Below are 20,699 nucleotides of genomic sequence, written 5' to 3' on the forward strand. Positions count from 1 at the left end.
TAAATTACTTTCCTGATTCATACTGCAAAAACCAACGATAATACTTAATTTTGCTAGTATTAAACTCAAAAATTAGAATATGCTCAAGATTTTCAAAGTTACTGCAATTTTAGAGGGAATCTCTTATTTAGTATTGTTTACCAATATGCTTTTCATCAAAACCAATAATCCTGAACTTTATCACACCTTATTACGTCCGTTGGGAATGACGCATGGTGTTTTATTTATCGGATATGTTTTACTCGCTATTTTACTTAAAAAACCGCAAAACTGGGATTTAAAAACCTTTGCAATTATACAAATCGCCTCACTTATTCCGTTTGGAACTTTTTATATAGAGAAAAAATACCTGGAGAATAATGCCTAGACTTTTGGATAAAATATTCAACTTTTTATACCCTATTTTTAGAGACTGGGGCATGAGTCGTAATATTGCGTCTTATGTGAGCCTGGTCTTTAATATTGCCATTATGGTAATACTGGCTTATGCCATTTATTATTTGGCAAAATTTGTTTTGGTTACACTAACCGCCGTTTTTGCGCAGCGTACCAAAACAAAATTTGACGATTACCTTATTCACAATAAAACCACAAAATATACAGCCTATTTAATTCCGTTTTTCTTTATTTACAAGGCTGTTCCAATCATTCTGGATAAATATGAGTACTGGGAATCTGTTTTTGGAAAAATTGTAGGTGTTTATATCGTTTTGCTGGGATTGTGGATTACCCGCACCATTTTTAATGCTTTACGTGATTATTTAAAACAAAAACCGGAATACAGCGACAAACCAATCGACAGTTTTGTTCAGGTTATTATGATCGTACTTTGGATTTTTGGAGTTGCCATTATTATTTCGAAGTTATTCGGAATCAAACAAGGCGAATTGCTGACTATCCTAGGAACACTTTCAGCTATTATTATCTTGATTTTCAGAGATACTATTCTCGGGTTTGTTTCGAGTGTACAGGTAGCGATAAACGATATGGTTCGTATTGGTGACTGGATTACGATGGATAAATTCGGAGCTGATGGTGATGTAATCGAAATTAACCTGACGACCGTTAAGGTTCGAAATTTTGATAACACGATTACCACAATTCCAACCTATGCTTTGAGTTCTGATTCTTTTCAGAACTGGCGCGGTATGCAAAAATCTGACGGTCGACGTATCAAAAGACACGTTTTAATCAAAAGCAGCAGCATTCGTTTTTTGAATGACGAAGATTTGAATCAGATGAAAAAAGTACAATTGATTTCTTCTTATATCGAAAGCAGACAAGCTGAAATCGACAAATACAATGAGCAACGCGGAGTAGATAAAACTCTAGCGCTTAATGGCCGAAACATGACCAATTTAGGATTGTTTCGCAAGTATATCATGCAATATTTGGTAACACATCCCGGCTTAAACAAAGACATGCACATGATGTGCCGTCAACTGCAATCGACTGCAAATGGAGTTCCTTTAGAAATTTATGCTTTTTCGAGCGACAAACGCTGGGCCAATTACGAATATATTATGTCTGATATTTTTGATCATGTAATGGCTTCCGTAGAATACTTCGATCTTGAGATATTTGAACTGCCTTCGAAGATTGGTAGGTTTGATTAAGAAAAGTTTTGTTTCAGGTTTCAAGTTTCAGGTTTCAAGTTTCAGTCTCAGTTTTCAGTCTCAGTTTTCAGTCTCAGTTTTCGGTCTCAGTTTTCAGTCTCAGTTTTCGGTCTCAGTTTTCGGTCTCAGTTCTCAGTGCCAGTGTTCAGTCTCGGCATAAAACTGAATACTGAGACTGCGACTGAATACTAAAAACTACTCCTTAACTTTTTCAAAAACAAACCCTGATTCGTTATAATCTATAGGCTGATCAGGCATAAAAAGCGGAAGATTAAAATAAATTCCGATTACTCCTTTTCCTAAGAACAATTTATTGTCTTTTTTTAGCAAGGCTAAAGGAATTCTCTTCCAGCTTCCGCCATTAGCAATAAAATGATAATCCCCTCTTAGCGTATCTCCTTTGATATCCCCTCTTACATCCCCCGAATCTTTACCTATTTTATGGTAGAATACTTCATAACGGCCAAAAAAACGCTTATTGTTTATACGAATGTCCAAGATTGCTGTATCGCCTTTGTGAACCGCACGATAGACGGCATGTTTGTACTCTTCTTTGTTTTCTTTTGAATTGCAGGAAATTAGAGCAAGAGTCAATAAAGAAGCTACTATAAAAGTTTTGACCATTGTTTGAGTTTTTAAAATAACAGGTTCTGTTTTTGTGTGCCGAAAAAATTACAAACGATCTTTTACAAATTCAATTTGAGTTTTTCCGTGAGCTTTGGGTTTTCCCTCTTCATCCAGACTAACCATTGTAGTTTTATCTATGGTAATGATAATTTCACGAGTCATCATATTACGTACGGCACATTTTAAAATCAGTGAAGTGTTTCCAAATTTCACAACATCAATTCCAATTTCAACGATATCACCTTGTCGGGCGGAACTCTTAAAATCAATTTCAGACATGTATTTGGTAACTACTCTGGTATTTTCCAACTGAATGATCGTATAAAGCGCCAGTTCTTCATCGATCCAGGCAAGTAACTTTCCTCCAAATAATGTTCCGTTCGGATTTAAATCTTCGGGTTTGACCCATTTTCTGGTATGAAATCGCATAATATTTAGTTTGAATAAAAAATTTTGTATTGGATTTTTTTCTAAATTTAAAGAAAAAACATGGAAGCAAGAGACACTTTTTTAAAAGAATTCAGAGGCGAAACTTTAGGAACTATAAGTGCTCAATCTTCTGCGGATGAGTTGTTTCAAAATCAAACGATTAGACCCATTTTAAAACTTCAGAACGATTTATTTGTGGCGGTTTTCATCAACTATGTCAACAAAAATAAAGCTGATTTTTACTCGTACACAGTCGAAAAGAAACTCCAAACCATCGAAAACTCCATTCAGAAAGATATTAAGTTTAGAAATTCTCTAAAAGGAATCGTAATGGCGCTTTTCACCCTTGAAGAATACGAAACCTATATTCAAAACTCCTCCAGTCTCAACAAAAGGATGATGAATTTACTCATCGACCGATTGAAAAGTCAGGTACAATTGTTTGAACTAGAATCGAAGTCGAAATAGAATTTGACCTATAAAACAAATCCGATAGATTTTAAAAACCTGTCGGATTTGCATAAATTACTGTTTAAACCTCAAAATAAAAAAGACTAACAGTTAAACAAACTGTTAGTCTTTTTACTTTGCATCCATTAGGACGCAGTTCTCAAAAAAATGTTTTACACTTAATAAAACAAAATCTTGCAAACGACGATTCTATAAGTTTAAAATCGGCCGTAATTATTGCTGTTTATTCCTCAGACAACATTAATTCTTTGATATATTTCACCGGAGCGCTTCCAAAACTTAAGAATTTCTCGTGAAACTTCTTCAAATTGAATTTATCCCCTTCTTTCTTTTTAAGTTCTTCTCTTAAGTTATAGATCTCAGTATATCCTGTAAAATAAGAACACAATTGTACTTGTGATAAAGTAACACGTTTCCATTTTCCATCTGCCTCTGCCTGCTGTTGAAAAGCTTCTTTAGTCAATAAATCCAATGCTGCTTCTTTAGACATATTTTTAGTATGTACGCTAATATCCAAAATGGTGTTGCAAGTAGCTCTCAAGTTCCATTTGTAATACATTAACCACATTTCATCAGAGTTTTTATATCCGCTTTCCAACATCATTTTCTCTGCATAAACAGCCCAGCCTTCTACCATAGCGCCATTTCCTAAAATAGATTTAATGATACTTGGCGATTGATTGCTGTACACCAATTGAGTATAATGTCCAGGAACAGCCTCGTGAATGTTTAAAATTTGAAGGATATAATCGTTGTATTCACGCAGGTAGCTTTCTGCATTTTCAGCCGTCCAACCTGACATACTTCCCACATTATAATAGGTGTTAGCATTTTTATCATAAGGTCCGGGAGCTGAAATAGAAGCTCCTGCCACTCCTGCCATATATGCCGGCTCTTTACGAACTACAAGTGGTTTTGAAGGATCGATATACAATAAATCTTTTGCTTTAACATAGGCTGTTAATTCCGGAATTTGTTTTTCAATTTCAGACTGGAATTTCTCCGGTGTAGTATGCTGCAAAGAGATTTTATCAATTACTTGTTTGATTAAATCCAGTTTATCAGCAGGCTTTGGTTCGTTTCCTTTGTATTTTTTCCAAAGTTTATCAGCTAAAACAAACATTTTTTCGTGCAAATCTTTTTTATGATCCACGGCAACTTTAAAGATTTCCTCCGCCGTATAGCTTGATTGAATATCAAAATTGAACTTTTTAGCAAACAATTCCGATCCAAGTCTGAAAGAACGTGGTGTTTTGTTGTCTAACTTCTTTAACCAATCAGCATAATCTGTAACTGCTTTTTTTAGCAACGATTCCTTTATCGAGTATTTGTTTTTTCTCGGCAGCAGTTAATTTACTTTTTTCCAAAGCTGTAGCCAAGTCAACGTCAAAAACACTAGAACCACCCAAATTTTGTGCTATAGCAAGCTCTGTATGTTCAACTGTTGGATTTTTAATATTCTTTTTGGCTGCTTCATAAAATGCAGGAACCTTATTCATTTTAGCATTGAAAGCACGTAAACGAACTTCTAATGAATCGTATTTACCATTTAAGATTTCAGCGAAAGCTCCACAAACATTATATTCAGAAGGATTCCACTGAGAAGATTTTACTTCCTTAATACTAAAAACAGTAGCTTCCAACTGATTTTTTATCATTTGAAAATCTGTCTTATTGTTATCCGACAAATCTTCAAGTTTAAATTGTTTTAAAGAATCCAATTCAGAATTAACAAAATCAAGTTGTCTTTTTTCCTCAGCAGCATCCGGAACCACCAAAACACTGTCTAGTTTATGATAACCAACAGCCGAAGCCCAGCCCGGGTTAATCTTCCATAAATCAGTAACAAAACGATCCTTATAAGCGTCGAATTTTGTATCTAATGCTTTGTCGCTCTCAGACTTCCCATTCTTATTACAGGAAAAAAGTACCGTGATTGCAAAAATTGAAACAAACAGTTTTTTCATAAGTTATATTTTTTATGGTTTAAAGATAAAAAAAATGTTCTTTATGCAAAACTATTTGTTATTTGTAATTAATATTTCAATAATTCTAATAAAACATCTTCAAATCGATTTTTAGCTAAAAACTGATCCTCCAGTGCTTTGGTAAACGGAATAGGTGAATCTAAACTGGCTACTCTTTTTACAGGAGCGTCTAAATATTCAAAGCATTCCTCCATAATTAAGGCCGAAATATCACTCGCAATACCTCCAAACAAAGTATCTTCCTGATAAATGATTACTTTTCCTGTCTTTTTAACCGAATTAAAAATAGTTTCGGTATCCAAAGGCTGTAACGTTCTTAAATCAATTAAATCTGCTTTTATTTCAGGGTTTTTATTCAGTGTTTCTAATGCCCAATGAACGGTGGCACCAAAAGCTATAATAGTGATAGAATCTCCTTCTTTCAATAAGGCTGCTTTTCCTAACGGGATAGTGTAATACTCTACAGGAACATCCTGATAAACGCTGCGATACAATTGTTTGTGTTCGAAAAACAATACCGGATTCGGATCATTTATAGAAGTATTCAATAATCCTTTTGCATCATACGGAAAGGCCGGATAAACAACTTTCAGTCCCGGAGTTTTAGTAAACCATGCTTCATTAGTCTGCGAATGAAAAGGTCCTGCCTGAGTTCCTCCGCCACATGGCATTCGTACCACAACATCGGCTTTTTCTCCCCAACGATAATGAGATTTAGCCAGCAAGTTTACGATCGGGTTAAAACCTGTAGAAACAAAATCAGCAAACTGCATTTCGACAATAGCTTTACAGCCGTTGATTGACAATCCCATTCCGGCAGAAACAACCGCACTCTCACAAATTGGGGTATTTCGTACACGTTCTTTCCCGAATAACTTCACAAATCCATCCGTAATTTTAAAGGCACCGCCATACTCGGCAATATCCTGCCCCATTATCACCAGATTCTCATGCCGTTCCATCGATTGTTTTAAACTACTGCTGATGGCATCAATAAATCTAATATTAGTTACTTCAGAATCAGATTTAACTTCTTCATAAACAAATGGTTTATACACATCATCTAATTCACCACTATAATCCGGAACGATTTCCGGCTCTGCATTTGCCATGGCCCAATTTTCATCAATTTCCTGTTTAAGTGAACTGTGCAATTGTTCGTCAAATTCAGTAGTCAGAACACCGGTTTCTATTAAATACTTTTTGTAATTCGCTACCGGATCTTTGGCTGCCCACTCGTCCATTAGCTCTTGCGGAACATATTTGGTACCACTTGCCTCTTCATGGCCACGCATTCTGAAAGTCTTAAACTCCAGTAAAACCGGATGCGGATCTTTCTGCATTTCTTCTTTCAGTTGTGCCAGTTTATTATAGATTTCCACTATATTATTTCCATCAATAATATGACTCTCTATACCATAACCTATTCCTTTATCGGCCAGGTTTTCACAAAAATACTGCTCGTTTGTTGGTGTAGATAATCCGTAACCGTTGTTTTCAATTACAAACATGACAGGTAGTTTCCACACGGCAGCTATATTCAGCGCTTCATGAAAATCACCTTCACTGGTAGCACCTTCACCTGTAAAAACTGCTGTTATTTTATTCTCCTTTTTAAGTTTATGCGCCAGTGCAATTCCGTCTGCGATCCCGAGTTGTGGACCCAAATGCGAAATCATACCGATAATATTGTATTCCTGAGTACCAAAGTGAAAACTGCGGTCTCTTCCTTTTGTAAAACCATTTGCTTTTCCCTGCCATTGCGAAAATAAACGATGTAGCGGGATATTTCTACTGGTAAAAACGCCTAGATTTCGGTGCATAGGCAGCACATATTCTGATTCATCTAAAATAGAGGTAACCCCCACTGCGATGGCCTCTTGCCCTATTCCGGAGAACCATTTGGAAACTTTTCCCTGACGAATTAAGATGAGCATCTTTTCTTCGATGAGTCGGGGTTTGAGAATTTTTTTATATAAGTCTAATAATTGAGTGTCAGTTAGGTCTTGTCTGTAAAAGATCATTAGCGGTTAGTTTTTAGTATTTCAAATATAGAAAAATATAACAATTTTATTGCTTTTTGTTAGAAAATTTTAATTTTAGTATAACTTTTAAAATTGAATTCTAAAATATTCTCTACCTTTGTTACTGAAAGGTTTTACAACGCCTTTTATCTTTAAATAAAAATGTAAAGTATGCAAAACATTCCTAGTGTAGACTTACGTGATTTCCTTTCGGACGACCCGAAACGTAAACAAAAATTTGTAAATGAAATCGGCAGTGCATTTGAAAACATTGGCTTCGTAGCCCTAAAAGGTCACTTTTTAGACGACCAGTTGGTAGACGAGCTATATAGCGAAATTAGAAAATTTTTCGCTTTGCCAGTAGAAACTAAGCATAATTATGAAATTCCCGGTATTGGCGGACAAAGAGGTTATGTATCTTTTGGAAAAGAACATGCTAAAGGACGCAAAGAGGGAGATTTAAAAGAATTCTGGCATTTTGGTCAGTACGTGGATGCTTCTTCTAAATATGCAGCAGAGTATCCTGAAAATGTAAATGTTACAGAATTACCTCGTTTTAATGTTGTAGGTAAAGAAGCGTATCAAATGCTTGAGAAAACAGGTGTTTATGTGTTAAGAGCCTTAGCATTACATTTAGGACTGGATGAGTTTTATTTCGATCAATATGCGAAAGACGGAAACTCTATTTTAAGACCAATCCACTACCCGCCTATTACTACTGAGCCGGAAAACGCAATTCGCGCGGCTGCTCATGGTGATATCAATTTGATTACCTTATTAATGGGTGCTCAGGGTAAAGGATTACAGGTTCAGAATCACGATGGCGAATGGATTGATGCTATTGCTGAAGACGATCAGTTGGTAATTAATGTTGGAGATATGTTGTCAAGACATACAAACAACAAGTTAAAATCAACTATTCACCAGGTAGTTAACCCACCAAGAGAATTATGGGGAACCTCTCGTTATTCTATTCCGTTTTTTATGCATCCGGTAAGCGATATGAAGCTGGATTGTTTGGAAAACTGTATTGATGCAGAGAATCCTAAGAAATTCGAAGATATTACAGCTGGAGATTATTTATACGAACGCTTGGTAGATTTAGGTTTAATCAAGAAATAAACCTAAATTAGATTCCAAAATTTAAAAATTCCAAATCCCAAACTCATCATTGGGATTTGGAATTTGATTTTTACATACTATCTTTAATTAGCATTTATTTTTTAGCATAAAAATTATGGACTTACAAGATCAATTAAAAAATTTGTTTCCGGATCATGTCGAATCCAATGAACCTGAAGAGGTTCAGGAGCAAGATCATGTTCTTTATATCCAAAAGGAACCTATGATTTGCAAATTCGAAAAACGAAAAGGAAAAGCCACCACCATAATCGAAGGCTACGAAGGATCAGACGAAGATTTCAAAGTACTGGCTAAAGAAATCAAAACCAAACTTAGTGTTGGCGGAACTTTTAAAGACGCCTCTATAATTATTCAGGGAGATTATCGGGATAAAATTATGGAAATCCTTAAAGCTAAAGGATTTAAAACTAAAAGAGTTGGCGGGTGATGATTCTTGATTTTAGATTGCAGATTTTAGATTTAAATAATCCAACCGCAACGTCCGCAAAGAATTTACAATAGTAACCCTTGAATAAAAACGCAAAGATCGCAAAGCTTTGGCTAGAAAAATTTAGAATTTAGAATTTTCAAAAAAATCTTAGAACCTTAGAACCTTTGCTACTTTGCACCTTTAAAAAAACTTAGAACCTTAAAAAAAATGATACAAAATTCAGAATTAATACTTAATCCGGACGGGAGTGTTTACCATTTAAACCTTCGTCCTGAACATATTGCGCACGATATTATTTTCGTAGGAGATCAAAACAGAGTGGAAAAAATCACTCAGTTTTTTGATTCTATTGAATATTCTACACAAAAAAGAGAATTTAAAACTCAAACCGGAATCTATAAAGGAAAAAGAATATCGGTAATGTCAACGGGAATTGGTCCTGACAATATTGATATCGTGATAAACGAACTTGATGCTTTGGTAAACATCGATTTTGAAACACGCCAACCAAAAGAAAACCTGACTTCTTTGAATATTATACGAATTGGAACTTCAGGTTCTTTACAAACCGATATTCCGGTAGACAGTTTTGTAATGTCTAAATACGGATTGGGACTTGATAACATGCTTCGTTCTTATTTAATTGACGAAGTTTCGAATGCTGATATCGAAGAGGCTTTCATCAAGCATACGAACTGGGATGCTAAAAAAGGAAAGCCTTATGCTATCGCTTGTTCTGAAAAGCTGGAAAAAATTATCGAATCGGATCAAATGTTCAAAGGAATCACTGCAACAGCCGGAGGTTTTTACGGACCACAAGGACGTGTTTTACGCTTGGACATTCAGGATCAGGAATTAAACAATAAAATGGATAATTTTAGTTTTGACGAACAAAGAATTACCAATTTAGAAATGGAAACTGCAGCGATATACGGACTTTCTGCTCTTTTAGGGCATAATGCGCTTTCGTTAAATGCAATTATCGCCAATCGTGCTTCGGGAACTTTTAGCGAGGATCCATATAAAGCGGTTGATGCACTTATTGCGTATACTCTTGATAAGCTGGCAGGAAATTAATTCAATACTATAATCCATTCGGAAATTAGATTATTCATGGAAAATGCTATTTTAAAGTTTGAAAAATTACTGAAGGATAATTCGACCTATTTCCCTTCTCTGAAAAGTGAAATTCTGGAAGCTAAAAAACCCGGGAAATGGTCAAAAAAAGAAGTTATCGGACATTTGGTTGATTCAGGGATTCATAATCTGGTTCGTTTTACAGAAATTAATTATCTGGAAAAACCGTATTATCACAGACCTTACAATCAAATGGATCTGGTAAATTTAAATCAGTATCAAACCATGGACATTGAGGACCTTATACAGCTATGGCTCTCCATAAACCGTCAAATTGTAAGGATCATGAAGAATGTGGATGAAAAAGCTTTGGATTATGAGATCATTTTAAGTGATGCATCTGTAATTGATCTAAAGTTTTTAATGACTGATTATGTAGAACATTTAGAACATCATATTAATCAAATAAGATCCTAAAATTATGTTTTTAAGAGTTGCCCGACATACCGATAATATTGAAAAAATAGCTAATTTTTATATCAATGTCCTTGGTTTTGAACTTTTGGGCAGCTTTGAGAAACATAAACATTACGACGGTGTTTTTCTTGGGATGCCGCAGTCCGACTGGCATTTCGAATTTACACAATCAAAAGTAAAAGCAAATCATACGTTTGATGAAGATGATGTAATTGTGCTTTATCCAAAGTCAATTATAGATTACAATGAATTGATAGACAGGGTCGAACGCAACAATATCTCCATCTTAACTGCAACCAATCCTTTCTGGAATGAGAACGGAAAGATGTTTTTAGATCCTGACGGTTATCGCATTGTGATATCGTCTTTGAAAGCAGTGATCGATGAGATTAATTAATAGAGGTTGCAATAAATATAAAATGAAATAATGGCAGAAACGCATAAAAAAATCCTGTTCAAATACTACAGCACTTACCTGGAAGAAATAGTGTCGGAAACCATGTGGGCAGAAATTTTAGATTCTGAGAAAGGTCTTTTTAAATTGGATAATATTCCCTTTTTTGGTCCTTTAATTGCTACTGATGATATCTTCAGGGCAGAATATGATGAAAATGAAAAGTGTTTTATTCACAAAGAAACTATAGAACATTCAGGAAACTCAATCGTACAGGTTCTTATTCTTGAAAAAGAATTTGATAAAGAAATCATACGCGAAAAATTAAAAGCAATCAATTGTTTATCAGAAGCATTAAACGAAACCTTTCTTGCAGTCGAAATTGCGAAAAATACTGATTATTCGATTGTAAAAAACTTATTATCAGAATACGAAGCAAATGCTGTAATTGAATTTGCCGAACCTTGTTTATCAGACAAACACAGAACTGATTTATTAAAAAATTAATGTCCCAATAAACTTAGAATACTCTTAACCAACTTAAACTAAACTTAGAATGAAAACTGTAAAAATTGTAGGTGTTCCTGAGCACTTCAATTTACCATGGCAAATGTGCATTGAAAATGGTGAATTTGAAGCCGAAAATATTGATTTACAATGGGAAGACATTCCGGAAGGAACCGGCAAAATGTGTCAGATGCTGCGCAATGATGAAGCTGACATAGCCGTTATCCTGACTGAAGGTATTCTAAAAGATATTGCAGCAGGAAATCCAAGCAAAATTGTTCAGATCTACGTACAATCACCTTTGATTTGGGGGATTCATGTTGCTGCAAAATCAGCTTTTGAGACCGTGAAAGATCTTAAAGATAAAAAAGCAGCCATTTCACGATTGGGTTCAGGATCTCAATTAATGGCTTATGTGAATGCACATGAGCAAGGATGGAAAACCGATAATTTACAGTTTGAAATTATAAATACAATTGACGGCGCTGTTGAAGCTTTAACTAACGGAACTGCCGATTATTTTATGTGGGAGCGTTTTATGACCAAGCCACTGGTGGATCAAGGTATTTTCAGAAGAGTTGGTGACTGCCCTACTCCATGGCCATCGTTTGTAATTGCCGTCAGAGACGAGTTTTTGAAAAAGAACCCTAAAATAGTCGAGCAGATATTGGAGATAATCAATAGAACAACTCAGGATTTTGCTCAGATTCCAAATATTGACAAAACTCTGGCAAGTCTTTTCAATCAAAAACAAGAAGACATCCAGGAGTGGTTAAAATTAACCAAATGGTCTCAGAAGCAATTGACAGAGAAAGCTTTTATCAAAATTCAAAATCAATTATTTGATCTGGGAATTATTGAGAAAAAAAGTACTTTTGTTGAAACCGTGAAAGCGCTGTAAAAACTGCTTTTGAATCTTATGATAAAATTTCCTAAAATTGACTTTCCGCAATTAAAATCCAAATTACAGGTGAAATCACCCTGGGACAGGATTATTATTATGCTATTGAGTCTTTTAATTACGGTTCCAATTTTTATCATATTACATCAAAATCTGATCGATTTACAATGGGCATTCAATTTAGATCGTGTTTTGATTTTTGTACTGGTTTTTACTGCAATTTTCTTTCTTCTGATGTTGCTCAGAACCATCATTATACTCTGCATTGCGGTATATTTATTAGTATTGTTCTACGGAACGGTTATTGGAAATTACGGCTTCAGTGAAATCTCCGAAGACTACAATTCGATGATTTATACCATGTCTGACAATCCATTCCCACAGGATATTATTGTAGCAAAACTGCTTCCGTTTCCTAATAAATCCAAAATCATCAATGCGATAGAGTATCAGAATCCAAAGGTTCGAAACTTTGCCATTATGGCCACTTCTAAGCATTTTAAAGGCCTTAAAGGTTATTCAGATTACAGAACCATCATTCAGTGTTTTGCTGTGTTTAAAGAAATCAACAGCCGTTGGAATTATGTTAATGATCCTAAAGAAGGGGATTATATTGCAACTGCGAGTGAATCTTTAGAATACTTTTCAGGCGATTGCGACGATCATTCTATACTGATGGCCGCTGCGGTTCGATCGATTGGCGGAACTCCCCGATTGATTCATACGAAAGGACATATTTACCCTGAAATACTTATCGGTTCAACAATCGACTTGGAAAAAGTGAATTACCTGATCAAAAATGTGCTTTTTGTAAAAGAAAGTTATGGCAAAAAAATTCACTACCATATAGACGAACGTGGGCAGGTATGGATGAACCTGGACTATACGGCCAAATATCCGGGTGGGCCTTTTATGTACGAAGAAATTCTGGGAGAGCTCACCTTAAACTAGTTTTTCTGAAGCTATTCAGACACAAAACCCTTTAGATTTATGGTTTTTTCATGTGTGATAGTAATTTTATAAATATTTGATTTTTAGATTTTTAATTAGAATAAATTTTGTAATTTTCTGTAGTTTAACATATAACCACAAAATCATGAAAAAATCTAAATTATTTATCTTCGCAATTGCAGTACTGGCTGTATTAATGATTTCATGTCATAAAGGTCGAAATAAATTAGTGAACTCCTGGAAAATTACTGCTGTAGAGCCTAAATTACCGATTTCAGATTCTATGAAAAATGTAATTCTAACACAGGGCACACTTACCTTTACCGAAGACGGACATGTTACCGGATATCTTACTCAAGAAATTAACAATGGTACTTATGCTTTAACAAAAGGTGGTAAAAATTTAGTCATAAAGGATGAAACCGGTACTCCTTACCCTTGTGAAAGTATCATAACAGAAGATCAACTGACACTAGACAGTAAAGAAATGAAACTTACCCTCAAAAAAATATAATATTTTACACCTTACAACAATAAAACCACTCTTTTATAAACCAGAAAGAGTGGTTTTTTATTTGGATCTCTACTCCAATCTCTTTTTAAATAACAAAACACTTCTGAAAGTGAATTCCTTTATTCACTAGATTTTTTTTGTCAAACTATTGTAATTTAAAATTTTAGACCTAACTTTAATAAACCAAAACAAATGCCCCCAATAGAACCTATGATTTTAAATTCGAAAAAAATATTTCTGATCGACGGCTTAGGAGCTTTATTTTCTACTCTTTTGTTGGGCGTAGTACTGGTTGAATTAGAAATCTACTTCGGCGTTCCTAAAAAAACACTCTATCTTCTTGCTGTTTTAGCCTGCCTGCTTATGGCTTCTTCATTTGCGAGTTACTGGCTTGCAAATGAGAACTGGCGAGGTTGCCTCAAAATTATTGCTTTTGCCAACCTGTTATACTGTGGTGTCACAGCAGGTCTGTTGCTCTATCTTTATACGCACCTAACTTATTTAGCGGTATTCTATTTTCTCGCAGAAATTGCAATTATACTCTTTCTTGCCCGAATGGAATTTAAAATTGCGAGCCGTTAACTTCTTATCTACTCTGTAGCTTCATCACTGGGAAGTCTTAAAAACATTGACAATCTTACTGTTACAATAAAATATTTTAAAAAAAATGTGTCAAAAATTTTGCGCAGTCAAATAACTGCATTATATTTGCTGTCAAATAACTGCACAATGGAAATTCGTAGAGATGTATTTCAGGCAATTGCCGACCCTACCCGAAGGGCAATCTTAAGCTTAGTAGCTATCCAGTCAATGACTCCGGGAGTTATTGCTGAAAATTTTAATTCTTCCAGACAAACTATTTCAAAACACATTCAAATATTAACGGAATGTGAACTTCTGGAGCAAACGCAAAATGGAAGGGAAATTTATTACGTAACTAATGCCAGAAAAATGAAAGAAGTTGCTGATTTTATAGAACCGTTCCGCCAAATGTGGGACGATCGTTTTAACAAACTGGAAAGTATCATGAAAAACTATAAACCGAAAGAATAACCAAATTATGGAACGAAAAACGAAAATTACTGCCGAAGAAGGTCAACAGGATTTACTAATTACAAGAGAGTTTGATCTTCCGCTGAAATTATTGTTCACGGCTTATACAGAGCCCGAAATTGTCGAACAATGGATGGGAACCAAAGTGCTAAAGCTGGAGAACAAAAAGTACGGAGGCTGGCAATTTGAAACTTCCGATCCTAAAGGGAATGTGGTTTTTAAAGCCAACGGAGTAATTCACGAGTTTTTTCCGGAGCAGAAAATCACAAGAACATTTGAAATGGAAGGCTCACCATTTCCACCTCAGCTTGAGTTTCTTGAATTTGAAGCCGTAACAGCTGAAACCAGTCTCTTAAAAATGCATATTATTTACAGATCTGCTGCACTTAGAGATCAGATGTTAAAACTGCCTTTTGCTCAGGGGATCAATATGGCTCACAACAGATTACAAGAATTCGCTGCCAAAAAATTGAACTAAACTCGGAGGTGCAATGATTTAACACATAGAAACATAAATTTTGTGTATTTAAAAGAATATAAAAAGAAACATGTTTCTAACACATAGTAGTCTTTGCGTCTTTTAAATAAGTGAAATGCCTTTTTCGGGATTGCTAAATCTATGTTTCTATGTGTTTAAAATAATTCCCAACTAAAACAAACTAAAACAAACTAAACTAACTTAAACTAAACTATAAAATCATGAAAAAAAGAGACAAAATCATCTATTGGGTTGCTACATTATGGCTGGCGTTAGGAATGACAGCAACAGGAATCGTACAAATGCTAAAAATAAAAGAACAGGAAGGCATGATACAGCATTTAGGGTTTCCGGTGTATTTTTTAACACTGATTGGTATTTGGAAATTATTAGGTGCCGCAGCTATCTTAATTCCTAAATTTCCATTACTAAAAGAGTGGGCTTATGCAGGCTTTTTCTTTACCATGACGGGTGCTGTTTTTTCGCATTTAGTGGTTGGAGACCATCCAAAAGAACTATTCGGTCCGGTATTACTAATTGTTTTGACTATTGTATCCTGGCAGTTCAGGCCTTTAGAAAGAAAGACCGTTTTAGCAAATTAGTCTATTTCTTCCGGTAAAAAATATCAAAATTATTTTAACACATAGAAACATAGTCTTTGTAAACTTAAAGAAGGCGTTTTACTAATTAAAATTCACCTAGTAAGTTATATAAAAGAAAAACCTTGTCTTTTTTAAGTATTAGTATCTATGCTTCTATGTGTTGGCATTCAATTTTGTTCGATTTCACTCCATACTATTAAAAATATAAAAAAAATTTAGCTTCTAAAAATCAAACCCAAATGAAAAACAAACTATCAACAGCACAAAGTGAAGAATTATTGAAAGTACTACAAATCCGTTTTGAGAACAATATGAAGAGACACGCAGGTCTCGAGTGGAAAAATGTTCAGCAAAAACTGGAGGCAAATCCGGGGAAACTCTGGTCACTCGATGAGATGGAACGAACCGAAGGCGAGCCGGATGTTGTTGGATTTGATGAGAATACGGGAGAATTTATTTTCTTCGATTGTTCTGCTGAAAGTCCAAAAGGCCGAAGAAGTCTGTGTTTTGATCATGAGGCACTGGAAAAAAGAAAAGAACACAAACCTGCCGGAAGTGCTGTAAATATGGCCGAAGAGATGGGAATTGAACTTTTAGATGAAGTACAGTACAAAGAACTTCAAAAACTGGGTAAGTTTGATGCCAAAACTTCAAGCTGGATTGTTACACCTTCTGAAATTCGCAAACTGGGTGGTGCGTTGTTCTCTGATTTTCGCTACAATACTGTATTTGTGTATCATAATGGCGCCGAATCTTATTATGCAGCCAGAGGTTTTAGAGGATCTTTGAGAGTTTAATGAATTTTAATAACAATAGCATATGAACCCTAAAGTTGATCTTTACTTTGAAAATGCTGAAAAATGGCAAAAAGAACTGGAAGAGTTACGAAAAATTGCGCTGGATTGTCAATTGACAGAAGAACTAAAATGGGAAACAGCCTGCTATACACTGCATGGTAATAATGTTGTTTTAATACACTCTTTTAAGGAGTATTGTGCTTTTCTGTTTTTTAAAGGAGCCTTAATGAAGGATACGGATGGAATTCTAATCCAGCAAAGTGAGAATGTCCAGGCCGCAAGACAAATTCGTTTTACGAGTCTTGACGAAATCAAAGCTCAAAAAGCAATCTTAAAAACGTATATTTATCAGGCCATTGAAATAGAAAAAGCCGGTTTGAAGGTAAAATTAAAGAAGACTGCCGAATTTGAGATCGCAGAAGAATTTCAACAAAAACTAGACGAAAACAAGGCTCTTAAAACTGCTTTTAAAGCTTTAACTCCAGGTCGTCAACGTGCTTATTTACTGTATTTCTCAACCCCAAAACAATCTAAAACGAGAGCGTCCAGGGTAGAAAACATGACCAATCAGATTCTTGAGGGAAAAGGATTGAAAGACTGATCGCTTTTGAAAAACAACTAATGATGTTGTCACAAATTAATAAATATGGAAAAACAAATGTTCTTTTCAGTAAAGGCTTTGATTATAAAAAACGATACTTTTTTAGCGGTTTATAACCTTGTAAGGGGGATTAAAATATGGGATTTACCCGGTGGCAGAATGGAATTTGGAGAGACCGCCGAAGAAACCTTGAAAAGAGAAATTAAAGAAGAGTTAAATGTTGAAATCAGGCCTGTGAAAGTAATTGACACCTGGAATTACCTGCCGGCCGATAATTGTCAGATCACAGGGATCATTTACTACAGTGAACTCATTACAAATCAAATCAAATTATCAGAGGAACACGACGGCTATGAATGGATTGCATTTGAACAGGCAGAGGCTTTTTTTACAAAAGATTTTCTGTTAGACCAAATTCAACTATGGGATTGGAATTCAATTAAAAATGATGCCGTTAGATTTACTAAATCCATTAAGTAGTCGCTGTTATCGTTTTTTTATCATTTTGACAAAGGAATGCTCGAGCGATTAAAATTTTAATTGGAGACGTTTTTTTCACGCAGATCCGGCAGATTTAGCAGATTTTTTTAATCTTTTTATCCCTTTGTTATGGACTATTAATCTTAATTACTCACGTTCTCTGTTCGCTATCACGAGACAAATCTCTTTTACTGCTTTTTTTCAGAATTTGGACATCTCCTTAAAGGGGTTAAATTTTGACTTTACCAAAAGAAATTAGTTTTATCTTAGTACTAAAAACAAATCTTATGGAAGACCAAAAAAATCAAACCAACCCCTCCTCTTCTGACCCAACACCAAAAGTAACCGGAGTGGGAGGTATTTTCTTTTTTTCAGAAAACCCAAAGGAAACCAGAGATTGGTATGCTAAAAACTTAGGGCTTGAAGTTAACGATTGGGGATCTACTTTTGAATCCAGAAAAATAGATGCTCCTGAGGTCGTAGAATCTCTTCAATGGAGCCCGTTTAAAAAGGATGATGCGTATTTCTCTCCTTCCAAAAAAGAGTTTATGATTAATTATCGCGTACAGCATATTGAAGCTCTTGTCAAACAGCTAAAAGAAAATGGTGTAACGGTACTTGATGATATTGCTACCTACGATTATGGAAAGTTTGTTCACATTATGGATACTGAAGGCAACAAAATTGAGCTTTGGGAGCCGGCATAGGATGTATTGGTCTTCTCTGTACAAATAAATTATGTTTCTATGTGTTTAGTTTTTTTCACGCAGATCTTGCAGATTTAGCAGATTTTTTATTCTGGAATAGTTCTTAGCTGTACGGAAGGAATGTGTTTCTTTTATTTGTACTTCTTAGTACATAGAAAAACTATGTTTCTATGTGTTTAGTATTTTTTCACGCAGATCTTGCAGATTTTTTATTGTGGAATAGTTCTTAGCTGTACGGAAGGAATGTGTTTCTTTTATTTGTGCTTCTTAGTACATAGAAAAACTATGTTTCTATGTGTTTAGTTTTTTTTCACGCAGATCTTGCAGATTTTTTATTCTGAAATAGTTCTTAGCTGTACGGAAGGAATCTGTTTCTTTTATTTGTGTTTCTCAGTACATAGAAAAACTATGTTTCTATGTGTTTAGTATTTTTTCACGCAGATCTTGCAGATTTAGCAGCTTTTTTATTCTAAAAATATTTCTTAGCAATTATATTCGATCGAAACATCCAATTGCCTCTTGGCTGAAATAGCTTAAAAACTATTTTGGCAAACATGGGGCGTTACAAACATGCAATTCAGTTTTATGGGAAATAACCCTTGCATAGCTCTTTGAAAAACCGAACTTCTGAAAACTTAAAGAAACTTATAACAGATGCAGCTACATCATTGTTTAGGCCACTACATACAGCATTAATTCTAAAGATAATTCTTATATTCGCTGATGGGAATGTTAATTTTTAACAACACCAACTAACAATCAAAAAAACGCCATAACCAAAAAAAAATTATGAAAAAAGTAACTCGTCTGTTTACATTAATGCTCTTTATTTGTTACGCTTCTACCCCACTCTATTCGCAAATTACATCTGAAAAAATAGATCTTTTAATGCAGGACGCTTTGGAGAAATTTAAAGTGGCAGGGGCCTCAATTGCTGTTGTTAAAGATGGAAAAGTAATTCACCAAAAAGGATATGGTGTTGCCTCTATCGAAACAAAAAAAGCCGTAAATGAAAGCACAAATTTTCAAATAGCCTCCAACAGCAAAGCTTTCACAACTGCAGCGCTCTCTATTCTTGAAGACGAAGGCAAATTGAAATGGACAGATAAAGTAAAAGACCATCTTCCAAAGTTTAAGATGTATAATGATTATGTTACAGAGAATTTTAACATCCAGGATTTGCTAACACATCGCAGCGGACTTGGATTGGGTGTGGGTGATTTGATGTTTTTCCCTGACGGCTCCAATTTTACAATAAATGATGTTCTAACTAGTTTTCAATATTTTAAACCGGTATCTGCTTTTCGAACTAAGTTTGATTATGACAATTTATTGTATCTCGTAGCGGGAGAATTAATTTCTAAAGTAAGTGGTATGACTTACGAAGATTTTATACAAACCCGAATTATTGATCCTTTGCAAATGAACAATTCTTTTGCACAAAGCGACAGGATAAAGGATAAAAGCAATCTGGCTGTATCACATTCGTCAGAATCCGGAACTATAAAACGAATTGATGGATTCGGAATACAGATAAACGGTGCCGCCGGAGGAATCATTTCTAACGCAGCCGATATGGCAAAATGGATGACTTTATGCCTAAATAAAGGTCAGTATGGAAGCGACTTGAAATCAACACTATTTTCTGTGAAAAATCATAACGAAATGTGGCGCATCCATACCGTTGAAGAAGTAGATCGTGATCCGAGATATAATTCACATTTTAGTGGTTACGGTCTGGGTTGGGGATTAACTGATGTGAAAGGAAATCTAAAAGTTTCTCATACAGGAGGTTTACCAGGAATGCTATCCATTGTTATGATGTACCCGGATCTAAACTTAGGCATCGTGATTTTAACCAACACAGAGAATGGCGGTGGCGGGCTCTTTACTGCCGTTACCAATACTATCTCTGACAGTTATTTAGGCCTGGACGATTTTGGCTGGACCAATAAAATTGTGGAATGGATGAAACAAGGTAGAAATACAGGAGATGACGTTACCAAGAATGTTTGGGAAAAAGTAAAATTGGCAAAAAATGTGAAAGTAAAAAACGAAGACTTTACTGGCGTTTATACTGACAATTGGTTTGGAGAAATTGAAGTCTTTGAAAAAAACAAACAGTTATGGTTCAGATCCTATCGTTCACCAAAATTAAATGGTCCTATGGCTTTTTATAATGCTAATACATTTGCCATAAAATGGGAATATCAGGCTATGAATTGTGATGCCTTTGCGATGTTTTCACTGGATGAAACCGGTAAAGCACAATCAATTAAAATGAAAGGCATCTCTCCTAATATTGATTTCAGTTTTGACTTTCAGGATCTGGATCTAAAAAGAGTGAATAAATAAACCTATTTTTTATAACAAAATTAAAAAAAAGTCCGCAAAGTTTTCTTTTATACTTTGCGGACTTTTTGCTTCTCTAT

Annotated in this window: 26 protein-coding genes; 21 read left to right on the forward strand and 5 right to left on the reverse strand. The window is 35.0% G+C overall.

Annotation, left to right across the window (positions count from 1 at the left end; translation table 11 throughout):
• Positions 1 to 79: 79 nt before the first annotated feature.
• Both LNQ34_RS19850 and LNQ34_RS19855 read left to right on the forward strand, forming a co-directional pair.
• Positions 80 to 367, forward strand: a complete 288-nt coding sequence (locus tag LNQ34_RS19850) for a DUF3817 domain-containing protein (protein ID WP_017498293.1) — start codon at positions 80 to 82, stop codon at positions 365 to 367.
• Complete coding sequence (locus LNQ34_RS19855) at positions 360 to 1,616, forward strand: mechanosensitive ion channel family protein (RefSeq protein ID WP_202703869.1); 1,257 nt, start codon at positions 360 to 362, stop codon at positions 1,614 to 1,616. Before LNQ34_RS19850 ends, LNQ34_RS19855 begins: the two co-directional genes overlap by 8 nt.
• A 195-nt stretch (positions 1,617 to 1,811) precedes the next feature.
• On the opposite strand, the gene LNQ34_RS19860 is transcribed toward LNQ34_RS19855, so the two are convergent.
• On the reverse strand, positions 1,812 to 2,240 hold the full coding sequence (locus LNQ34_RS19860; protein ID WP_202703868.1) for a hypothetical protein: 429 nt from the start codon (positions 2,238 to 2,240) through the stop codon (positions 1,812 to 1,814).
• Positions 2,241 to 2,288: 48 nt separating this feature from the next.
• A complete protein-coding gene (locus tag LNQ34_RS19865) occupies positions 2,289 to 2,672 on the reverse strand; it encodes an acyl-CoA thioesterase (RefSeq protein ID WP_017498290.1) in 384 nt (127 codons plus the stop codon).
• 60 nt (positions 2,673 to 2,732) lie between these two features.
• Between LNQ34_RS19865 and LNQ34_RS19870 the strand changes: the two genes are divergently transcribed.
• Positions 2,733 to 3,140 carry a hypothetical protein gene (locus LNQ34_RS19870; protein ID WP_017498289.1) on the forward strand — a complete coding sequence of 136 codons (408 nt, stop codon included), beginning with the start codon at positions 2,733 to 2,735 and terminating at the stop codon, positions 3,138 to 3,140.
• 226 nt (positions 3,141 to 3,366) lie between these two features.
• On the opposite strand, the gene LNQ34_RS23490 is transcribed toward LNQ34_RS19870, so the two are convergent.
• The 3 genes from LNQ34_RS23490 to LNQ34_RS19880 all read right to left on the reverse strand — a co-directional run bounded on the left by LNQ34_RS23490 (position 3,367) and on the right by LNQ34_RS19880 (position 7,155).
• A complete protein-coding gene (locus tag LNQ34_RS23490; RefSeq protein WP_255664601.1) occupies positions 3,367 to 4,452 on the reverse strand; it encodes a DUF885 domain-containing protein in 1,086 nt (361 codons plus the stop codon).
• Entirely contained in the window at positions 4,421 to 5,110 is a 690-nt protein-coding gene (locus LNQ34_RS23495; RefSeq protein ID WP_255664602.1) for a DUF885 family protein, read from the reverse strand. Before LNQ34_RS23495 ends, LNQ34_RS23490 begins: the two co-directional genes overlap by 32 nt.
• 68 nt (positions 5,111 to 5,178) lie before the next feature.
• Complete coding sequence (locus LNQ34_RS19880) at positions 5,179 to 7,155, reverse strand: alpha-ketoacid dehydrogenase subunit alpha/beta (protein WP_230000976.1); 1,977 nt, start codon at positions 7,153 to 7,155, stop codon at positions 5,179 to 5,181.
• A gap of 171 nt (positions 7,156 to 7,326) precedes the next feature.
• Here LNQ34_RS19880 and LNQ34_RS19885 point away from each other — a divergent pair, with 171 nt between their 5' ends.
• The 18 genes from LNQ34_RS19885 (at position 7,327) to LNQ34_RS19970 (ending at position 20,622) form a co-directional block, all read left to right on the forward strand.
• Entirely contained in the window at positions 7,327 to 8,277 is a 951-nt protein-coding gene (locus tag LNQ34_RS19885) for an isopenicillin N synthase family dioxygenase (RefSeq protein WP_017498286.1), read from the forward strand.
• Between the two features lie 115 nt (positions 8,278 to 8,392).
• A complete protein-coding gene (locus tag LNQ34_RS19890; RefSeq protein WP_230000977.1) occupies positions 8,393 to 8,725 on the forward strand; it encodes a translation initiation factor in 333 nt (110 codons plus the stop codon).
• 210 nt (positions 8,726 to 8,935) lie between these two features.
• On the forward strand, positions 8,936 to 9,805 hold the full coding sequence (locus LNQ34_RS19895; protein WP_202704227.1) for a nucleoside phosphorylase: 870 nt from the start codon (positions 8,936 to 8,938) through the stop codon (positions 9,803 to 9,805).
• 36 nt (positions 9,806 to 9,841) lie between these two features.
• Positions 9,842 to 10,282, forward strand: a complete 441-nt coding sequence (locus LNQ34_RS19900) for a DinB family protein (protein WP_230000978.1) — start codon at positions 9,842 to 9,844, stop codon at positions 10,280 to 10,282.
• A 4-nt stretch (positions 10,283 to 10,286) separates the two neighbouring features.
• Complete coding sequence (locus LNQ34_RS19905) at positions 10,287 to 10,679, forward strand: VOC family protein (protein WP_230000979.1); 393 nt, start codon at positions 10,287 to 10,289, stop codon at positions 10,677 to 10,679.
• A 30-nt stretch (positions 10,680 to 10,709) separates the two neighbouring features.
• Entirely contained in the window at positions 10,710 to 11,183 is a 474-nt protein-coding gene (locus LNQ34_RS19910; RefSeq protein WP_230000980.1) for a DUF4265 domain-containing protein, read from the forward strand.
• Between the two features lie 49 nt (positions 11,184 to 11,232).
• Positions 11,233 to 12,084 (forward strand): substrate-binding domain-containing protein, encoded by an 852-nt coding sequence (locus LNQ34_RS19915; RefSeq protein ID WP_202704223.1) that lies wholly within the window; start codon positions 11,233 to 11,235, stop codon positions 12,082 to 12,084.
• A gap of 18 nt (positions 12,085 to 12,102) precedes the next feature.
• Entirely contained in the window at positions 12,103 to 13,035 is a 933-nt protein-coding gene (locus LNQ34_RS19920; protein WP_202704222.1) for a transglutaminase-like domain-containing protein, read from the forward strand.
• 145 nt (positions 13,036 to 13,180) lie between these two features.
• Positions 13,181 to 13,549: a hypothetical protein gene (locus LNQ34_RS19925; RefSeq protein WP_230000981.1), complete on the forward strand. Its 369-nt coding sequence runs from the start codon at positions 13,181 to 13,183 to the stop codon at positions 13,547 to 13,549.
• A 192-nt stretch (positions 13,550 to 13,741) separates the two neighbouring features.
• Positions 13,742 to 14,131, forward strand: coding sequence for a hypothetical protein (locus LNQ34_RS19930; protein ID WP_230000982.1), 390 nt, complete (start codon positions 13,742 to 13,744; stop codon positions 14,129 to 14,131).
• 147 nt (positions 14,132 to 14,278) lie between these two features.
• Complete coding sequence (locus tag LNQ34_RS19935) at positions 14,279 to 14,602, forward strand: ArsR/SmtB family transcription factor (RefSeq protein ID WP_017498276.1); 324 nt, start codon at positions 14,279 to 14,281, stop codon at positions 14,600 to 14,602.
• Between the two features lie 7 nt (positions 14,603 to 14,609).
• Positions 14,610 to 15,080: an SRPBCC domain-containing protein gene (locus LNQ34_RS19940; protein ID WP_202704220.1), complete on the forward strand. Its 471-nt coding sequence runs from the start codon at positions 14,610 to 14,612 to the stop codon at positions 15,078 to 15,080.
• A gap of 221 nt (positions 15,081 to 15,301) precedes the next feature.
• A complete protein-coding gene (locus LNQ34_RS19945) occupies positions 15,302 to 15,682 on the forward strand; it encodes a DoxX family protein (RefSeq protein ID WP_230000983.1) in 381 nt (126 codons plus the stop codon).
• Between the two features lie 239 nt (positions 15,683 to 15,921).
• A complete protein-coding gene (locus LNQ34_RS19950) occupies positions 15,922 to 16,479 on the forward strand; it encodes a DUF4256 domain-containing protein (RefSeq protein ID WP_202703544.1) in 558 nt (185 codons plus the stop codon).
• Positions 16,480 to 16,501: 22 nt separating this feature from the next.
• Positions 16,502 to 17,080 carry a YdeI/OmpD-associated family protein gene (locus LNQ34_RS19955; RefSeq protein ID WP_230000984.1) on the forward strand — a complete coding sequence of 193 codons (579 nt, stop codon included), beginning with the start codon at positions 16,502 to 16,504 and terminating at the stop codon, positions 17,078 to 17,080.
• Between the two features lie 45 nt (positions 17,081 to 17,125).
• Positions 17,126 to 17,560 (forward strand): NUDIX hydrolase, encoded by a 435-nt coding sequence (locus LNQ34_RS19960; protein ID WP_230000985.1) that lies wholly within the window; start codon positions 17,126 to 17,128, stop codon positions 17,558 to 17,560.
• A 287-nt stretch (positions 17,561 to 17,847) separates the two neighbouring features.
• A complete protein-coding gene (locus tag LNQ34_RS19965; protein ID WP_017498271.1) occupies positions 17,848 to 18,267 on the forward strand; it encodes a VOC family protein in 420 nt (139 codons plus the stop codon).
• 789 nt (positions 18,268 to 19,056) lie between these two features.
• Positions 19,057 to 20,622, forward strand: coding sequence for a serine hydrolase (locus tag LNQ34_RS19970; protein WP_230000986.1), 1,566 nt, complete (start codon positions 19,057 to 19,059; stop codon positions 20,620 to 20,622).
• Positions 20,623 to 20,699: the final 77 nt, after the last annotated feature.

This window comes from Flavobacterium lipolyticum, from assembly GCF_020905335.1.
In the GTDB taxonomy this organism is placed as follows: Bacteria; Bacteroidota; Bacteroidia; order Flavobacteriales; family Flavobacteriaceae; genus Flavobacterium; species Flavobacterium lipolyticum.

Excerpts from the sequence above, each read along its gene's own strand:
- LNQ34_RS19850 (WP_017498293.1), top strand. The coding sequence starts at position 80 with ATGCTCAAGATTTTCAAAGTTACTGCAATTTTAGAGGGAATCTCTTAT.
- LNQ34_RS19855 (WP_202703869.1), top strand. The coding sequence starts at position 360 with ATGCCTAGACTTTTGGATAAAATATTCAACTTTTTATACCCTATTTTT.
- LNQ34_RS19860 (WP_202703868.1), bottom strand. The coding sequence starts at position 2,240 with ATGGTCAAAACTTTTATAGTAGCTTCTTTATTGACTCTTGCTCTAATT.
- LNQ34_RS19865 (WP_017498290.1), bottom strand. The coding sequence starts at position 2,672 with ATGCGATTTCATACCAGAAAATGGGTCAAACCCGAAGATTTAAATCCG.
- LNQ34_RS19870 (WP_017498289.1), top strand. The coding sequence starts at position 2,733 with ATGGAAGCAAGAGACACTTTTTTAAAAGAATTCAGAGGCGAAACTTTA.
- LNQ34_RS23495 (WP_255664602.1), bottom strand. The coding sequence starts at position 5,110 with ATGAAAAAACTGTTTGTTTCAATTTTTGCAATCACGGTACTTTTTTCC.
- LNQ34_RS19880 (WP_230000976.1), bottom strand. The coding sequence starts at position 7,155 with ATGATCTTTTACAGACAAGACCTAACTGACACTCAATTATTAGACTTA.
- LNQ34_RS19885 (WP_017498286.1), top strand. The coding sequence starts at position 7,327 with ATGCAAAACATTCCTAGTGTAGACTTACGTGATTTCCTTTCGGACGAC.
- LNQ34_RS19890 (WP_230000977.1), top strand. The coding sequence starts at position 8,393 with ATGGACTTACAAGATCAATTAAAAAATTTGTTTCCGGATCATGTCGAA.
- LNQ34_RS19895 (WP_202704227.1), top strand. The coding sequence starts at position 8,936 with ATGATACAAAATTCAGAATTAATACTTAATCCGGACGGGAGTGTTTAC.
- LNQ34_RS19900 (WP_230000978.1), top strand. The coding sequence starts at position 9,842 with ATGGAAAATGCTATTTTAAAGTTTGAAAAATTACTGAAGGATAATTCG.
- LNQ34_RS19905 (WP_230000979.1), top strand. The coding sequence starts at position 10,287 with ATGTTTTTAAGAGTTGCCCGACATACCGATAATATTGAAAAAATAGCT.
- LNQ34_RS19910 (WP_230000980.1), top strand. The coding sequence starts at position 10,710 with ATGGCAGAAACGCATAAAAAAATCCTGTTCAAATACTACAGCACTTAC.
- LNQ34_RS19915 (WP_202704223.1), top strand. The coding sequence starts at position 11,233 with ATGAAAACTGTAAAAATTGTAGGTGTTCCTGAGCACTTCAATTTACCA.
- LNQ34_RS19920 (WP_202704222.1), top strand. The coding sequence starts at position 12,103 with ATGATAAAATTTCCTAAAATTGACTTTCCGCAATTAAAATCCAAATTA.
- LNQ34_RS19925 (WP_230000981.1), top strand. The coding sequence starts at position 13,181 with ATGAAAAAATCTAAATTATTTATCTTCGCAATTGCAGTACTGGCTGTA.
- LNQ34_RS19930 (WP_230000982.1), top strand. The coding sequence starts at position 13,742 with ATGCCCCCAATAGAACCTATGATTTTAAATTCGAAAAAAATATTTCTG.
- LNQ34_RS19935 (WP_017498276.1), top strand. The coding sequence starts at position 14,279 with ATGGAAATTCGTAGAGATGTATTTCAGGCAATTGCCGACCCTACCCGA.
- LNQ34_RS19940 (WP_202704220.1), top strand. The coding sequence starts at position 14,610 with ATGGAACGAAAAACGAAAATTACTGCCGAAGAAGGTCAACAGGATTTA.
- LNQ34_RS19945 (WP_230000983.1), top strand. The coding sequence starts at position 15,302 with ATGAAAAAAAGAGACAAAATCATCTATTGGGTTGCTACATTATGGCTG.
- LNQ34_RS19950 (WP_202703544.1), top strand. The coding sequence starts at position 15,922 with ATGAAAAACAAACTATCAACAGCACAAAGTGAAGAATTATTGAAAGTA.
- LNQ34_RS19955 (WP_230000984.1), top strand. The coding sequence starts at position 16,502 with ATGAACCCTAAAGTTGATCTTTACTTTGAAAATGCTGAAAAATGGCAA.
- LNQ34_RS19960 (WP_230000985.1), top strand. The coding sequence starts at position 17,126 with ATGGAAAAACAAATGTTCTTTTCAGTAAAGGCTTTGATTATAAAAAAC.
- LNQ34_RS19965 (WP_017498271.1), top strand. The coding sequence starts at position 17,848 with ATGGAAGACCAAAAAAATCAAACCAACCCCTCCTCTTCTGACCCAACA.
- LNQ34_RS19970 (WP_230000986.1), top strand. The coding sequence starts at position 19,057 with ATGAAAAAAGTAACTCGTCTGTTTACATTAATGCTCTTTATTTGTTAC.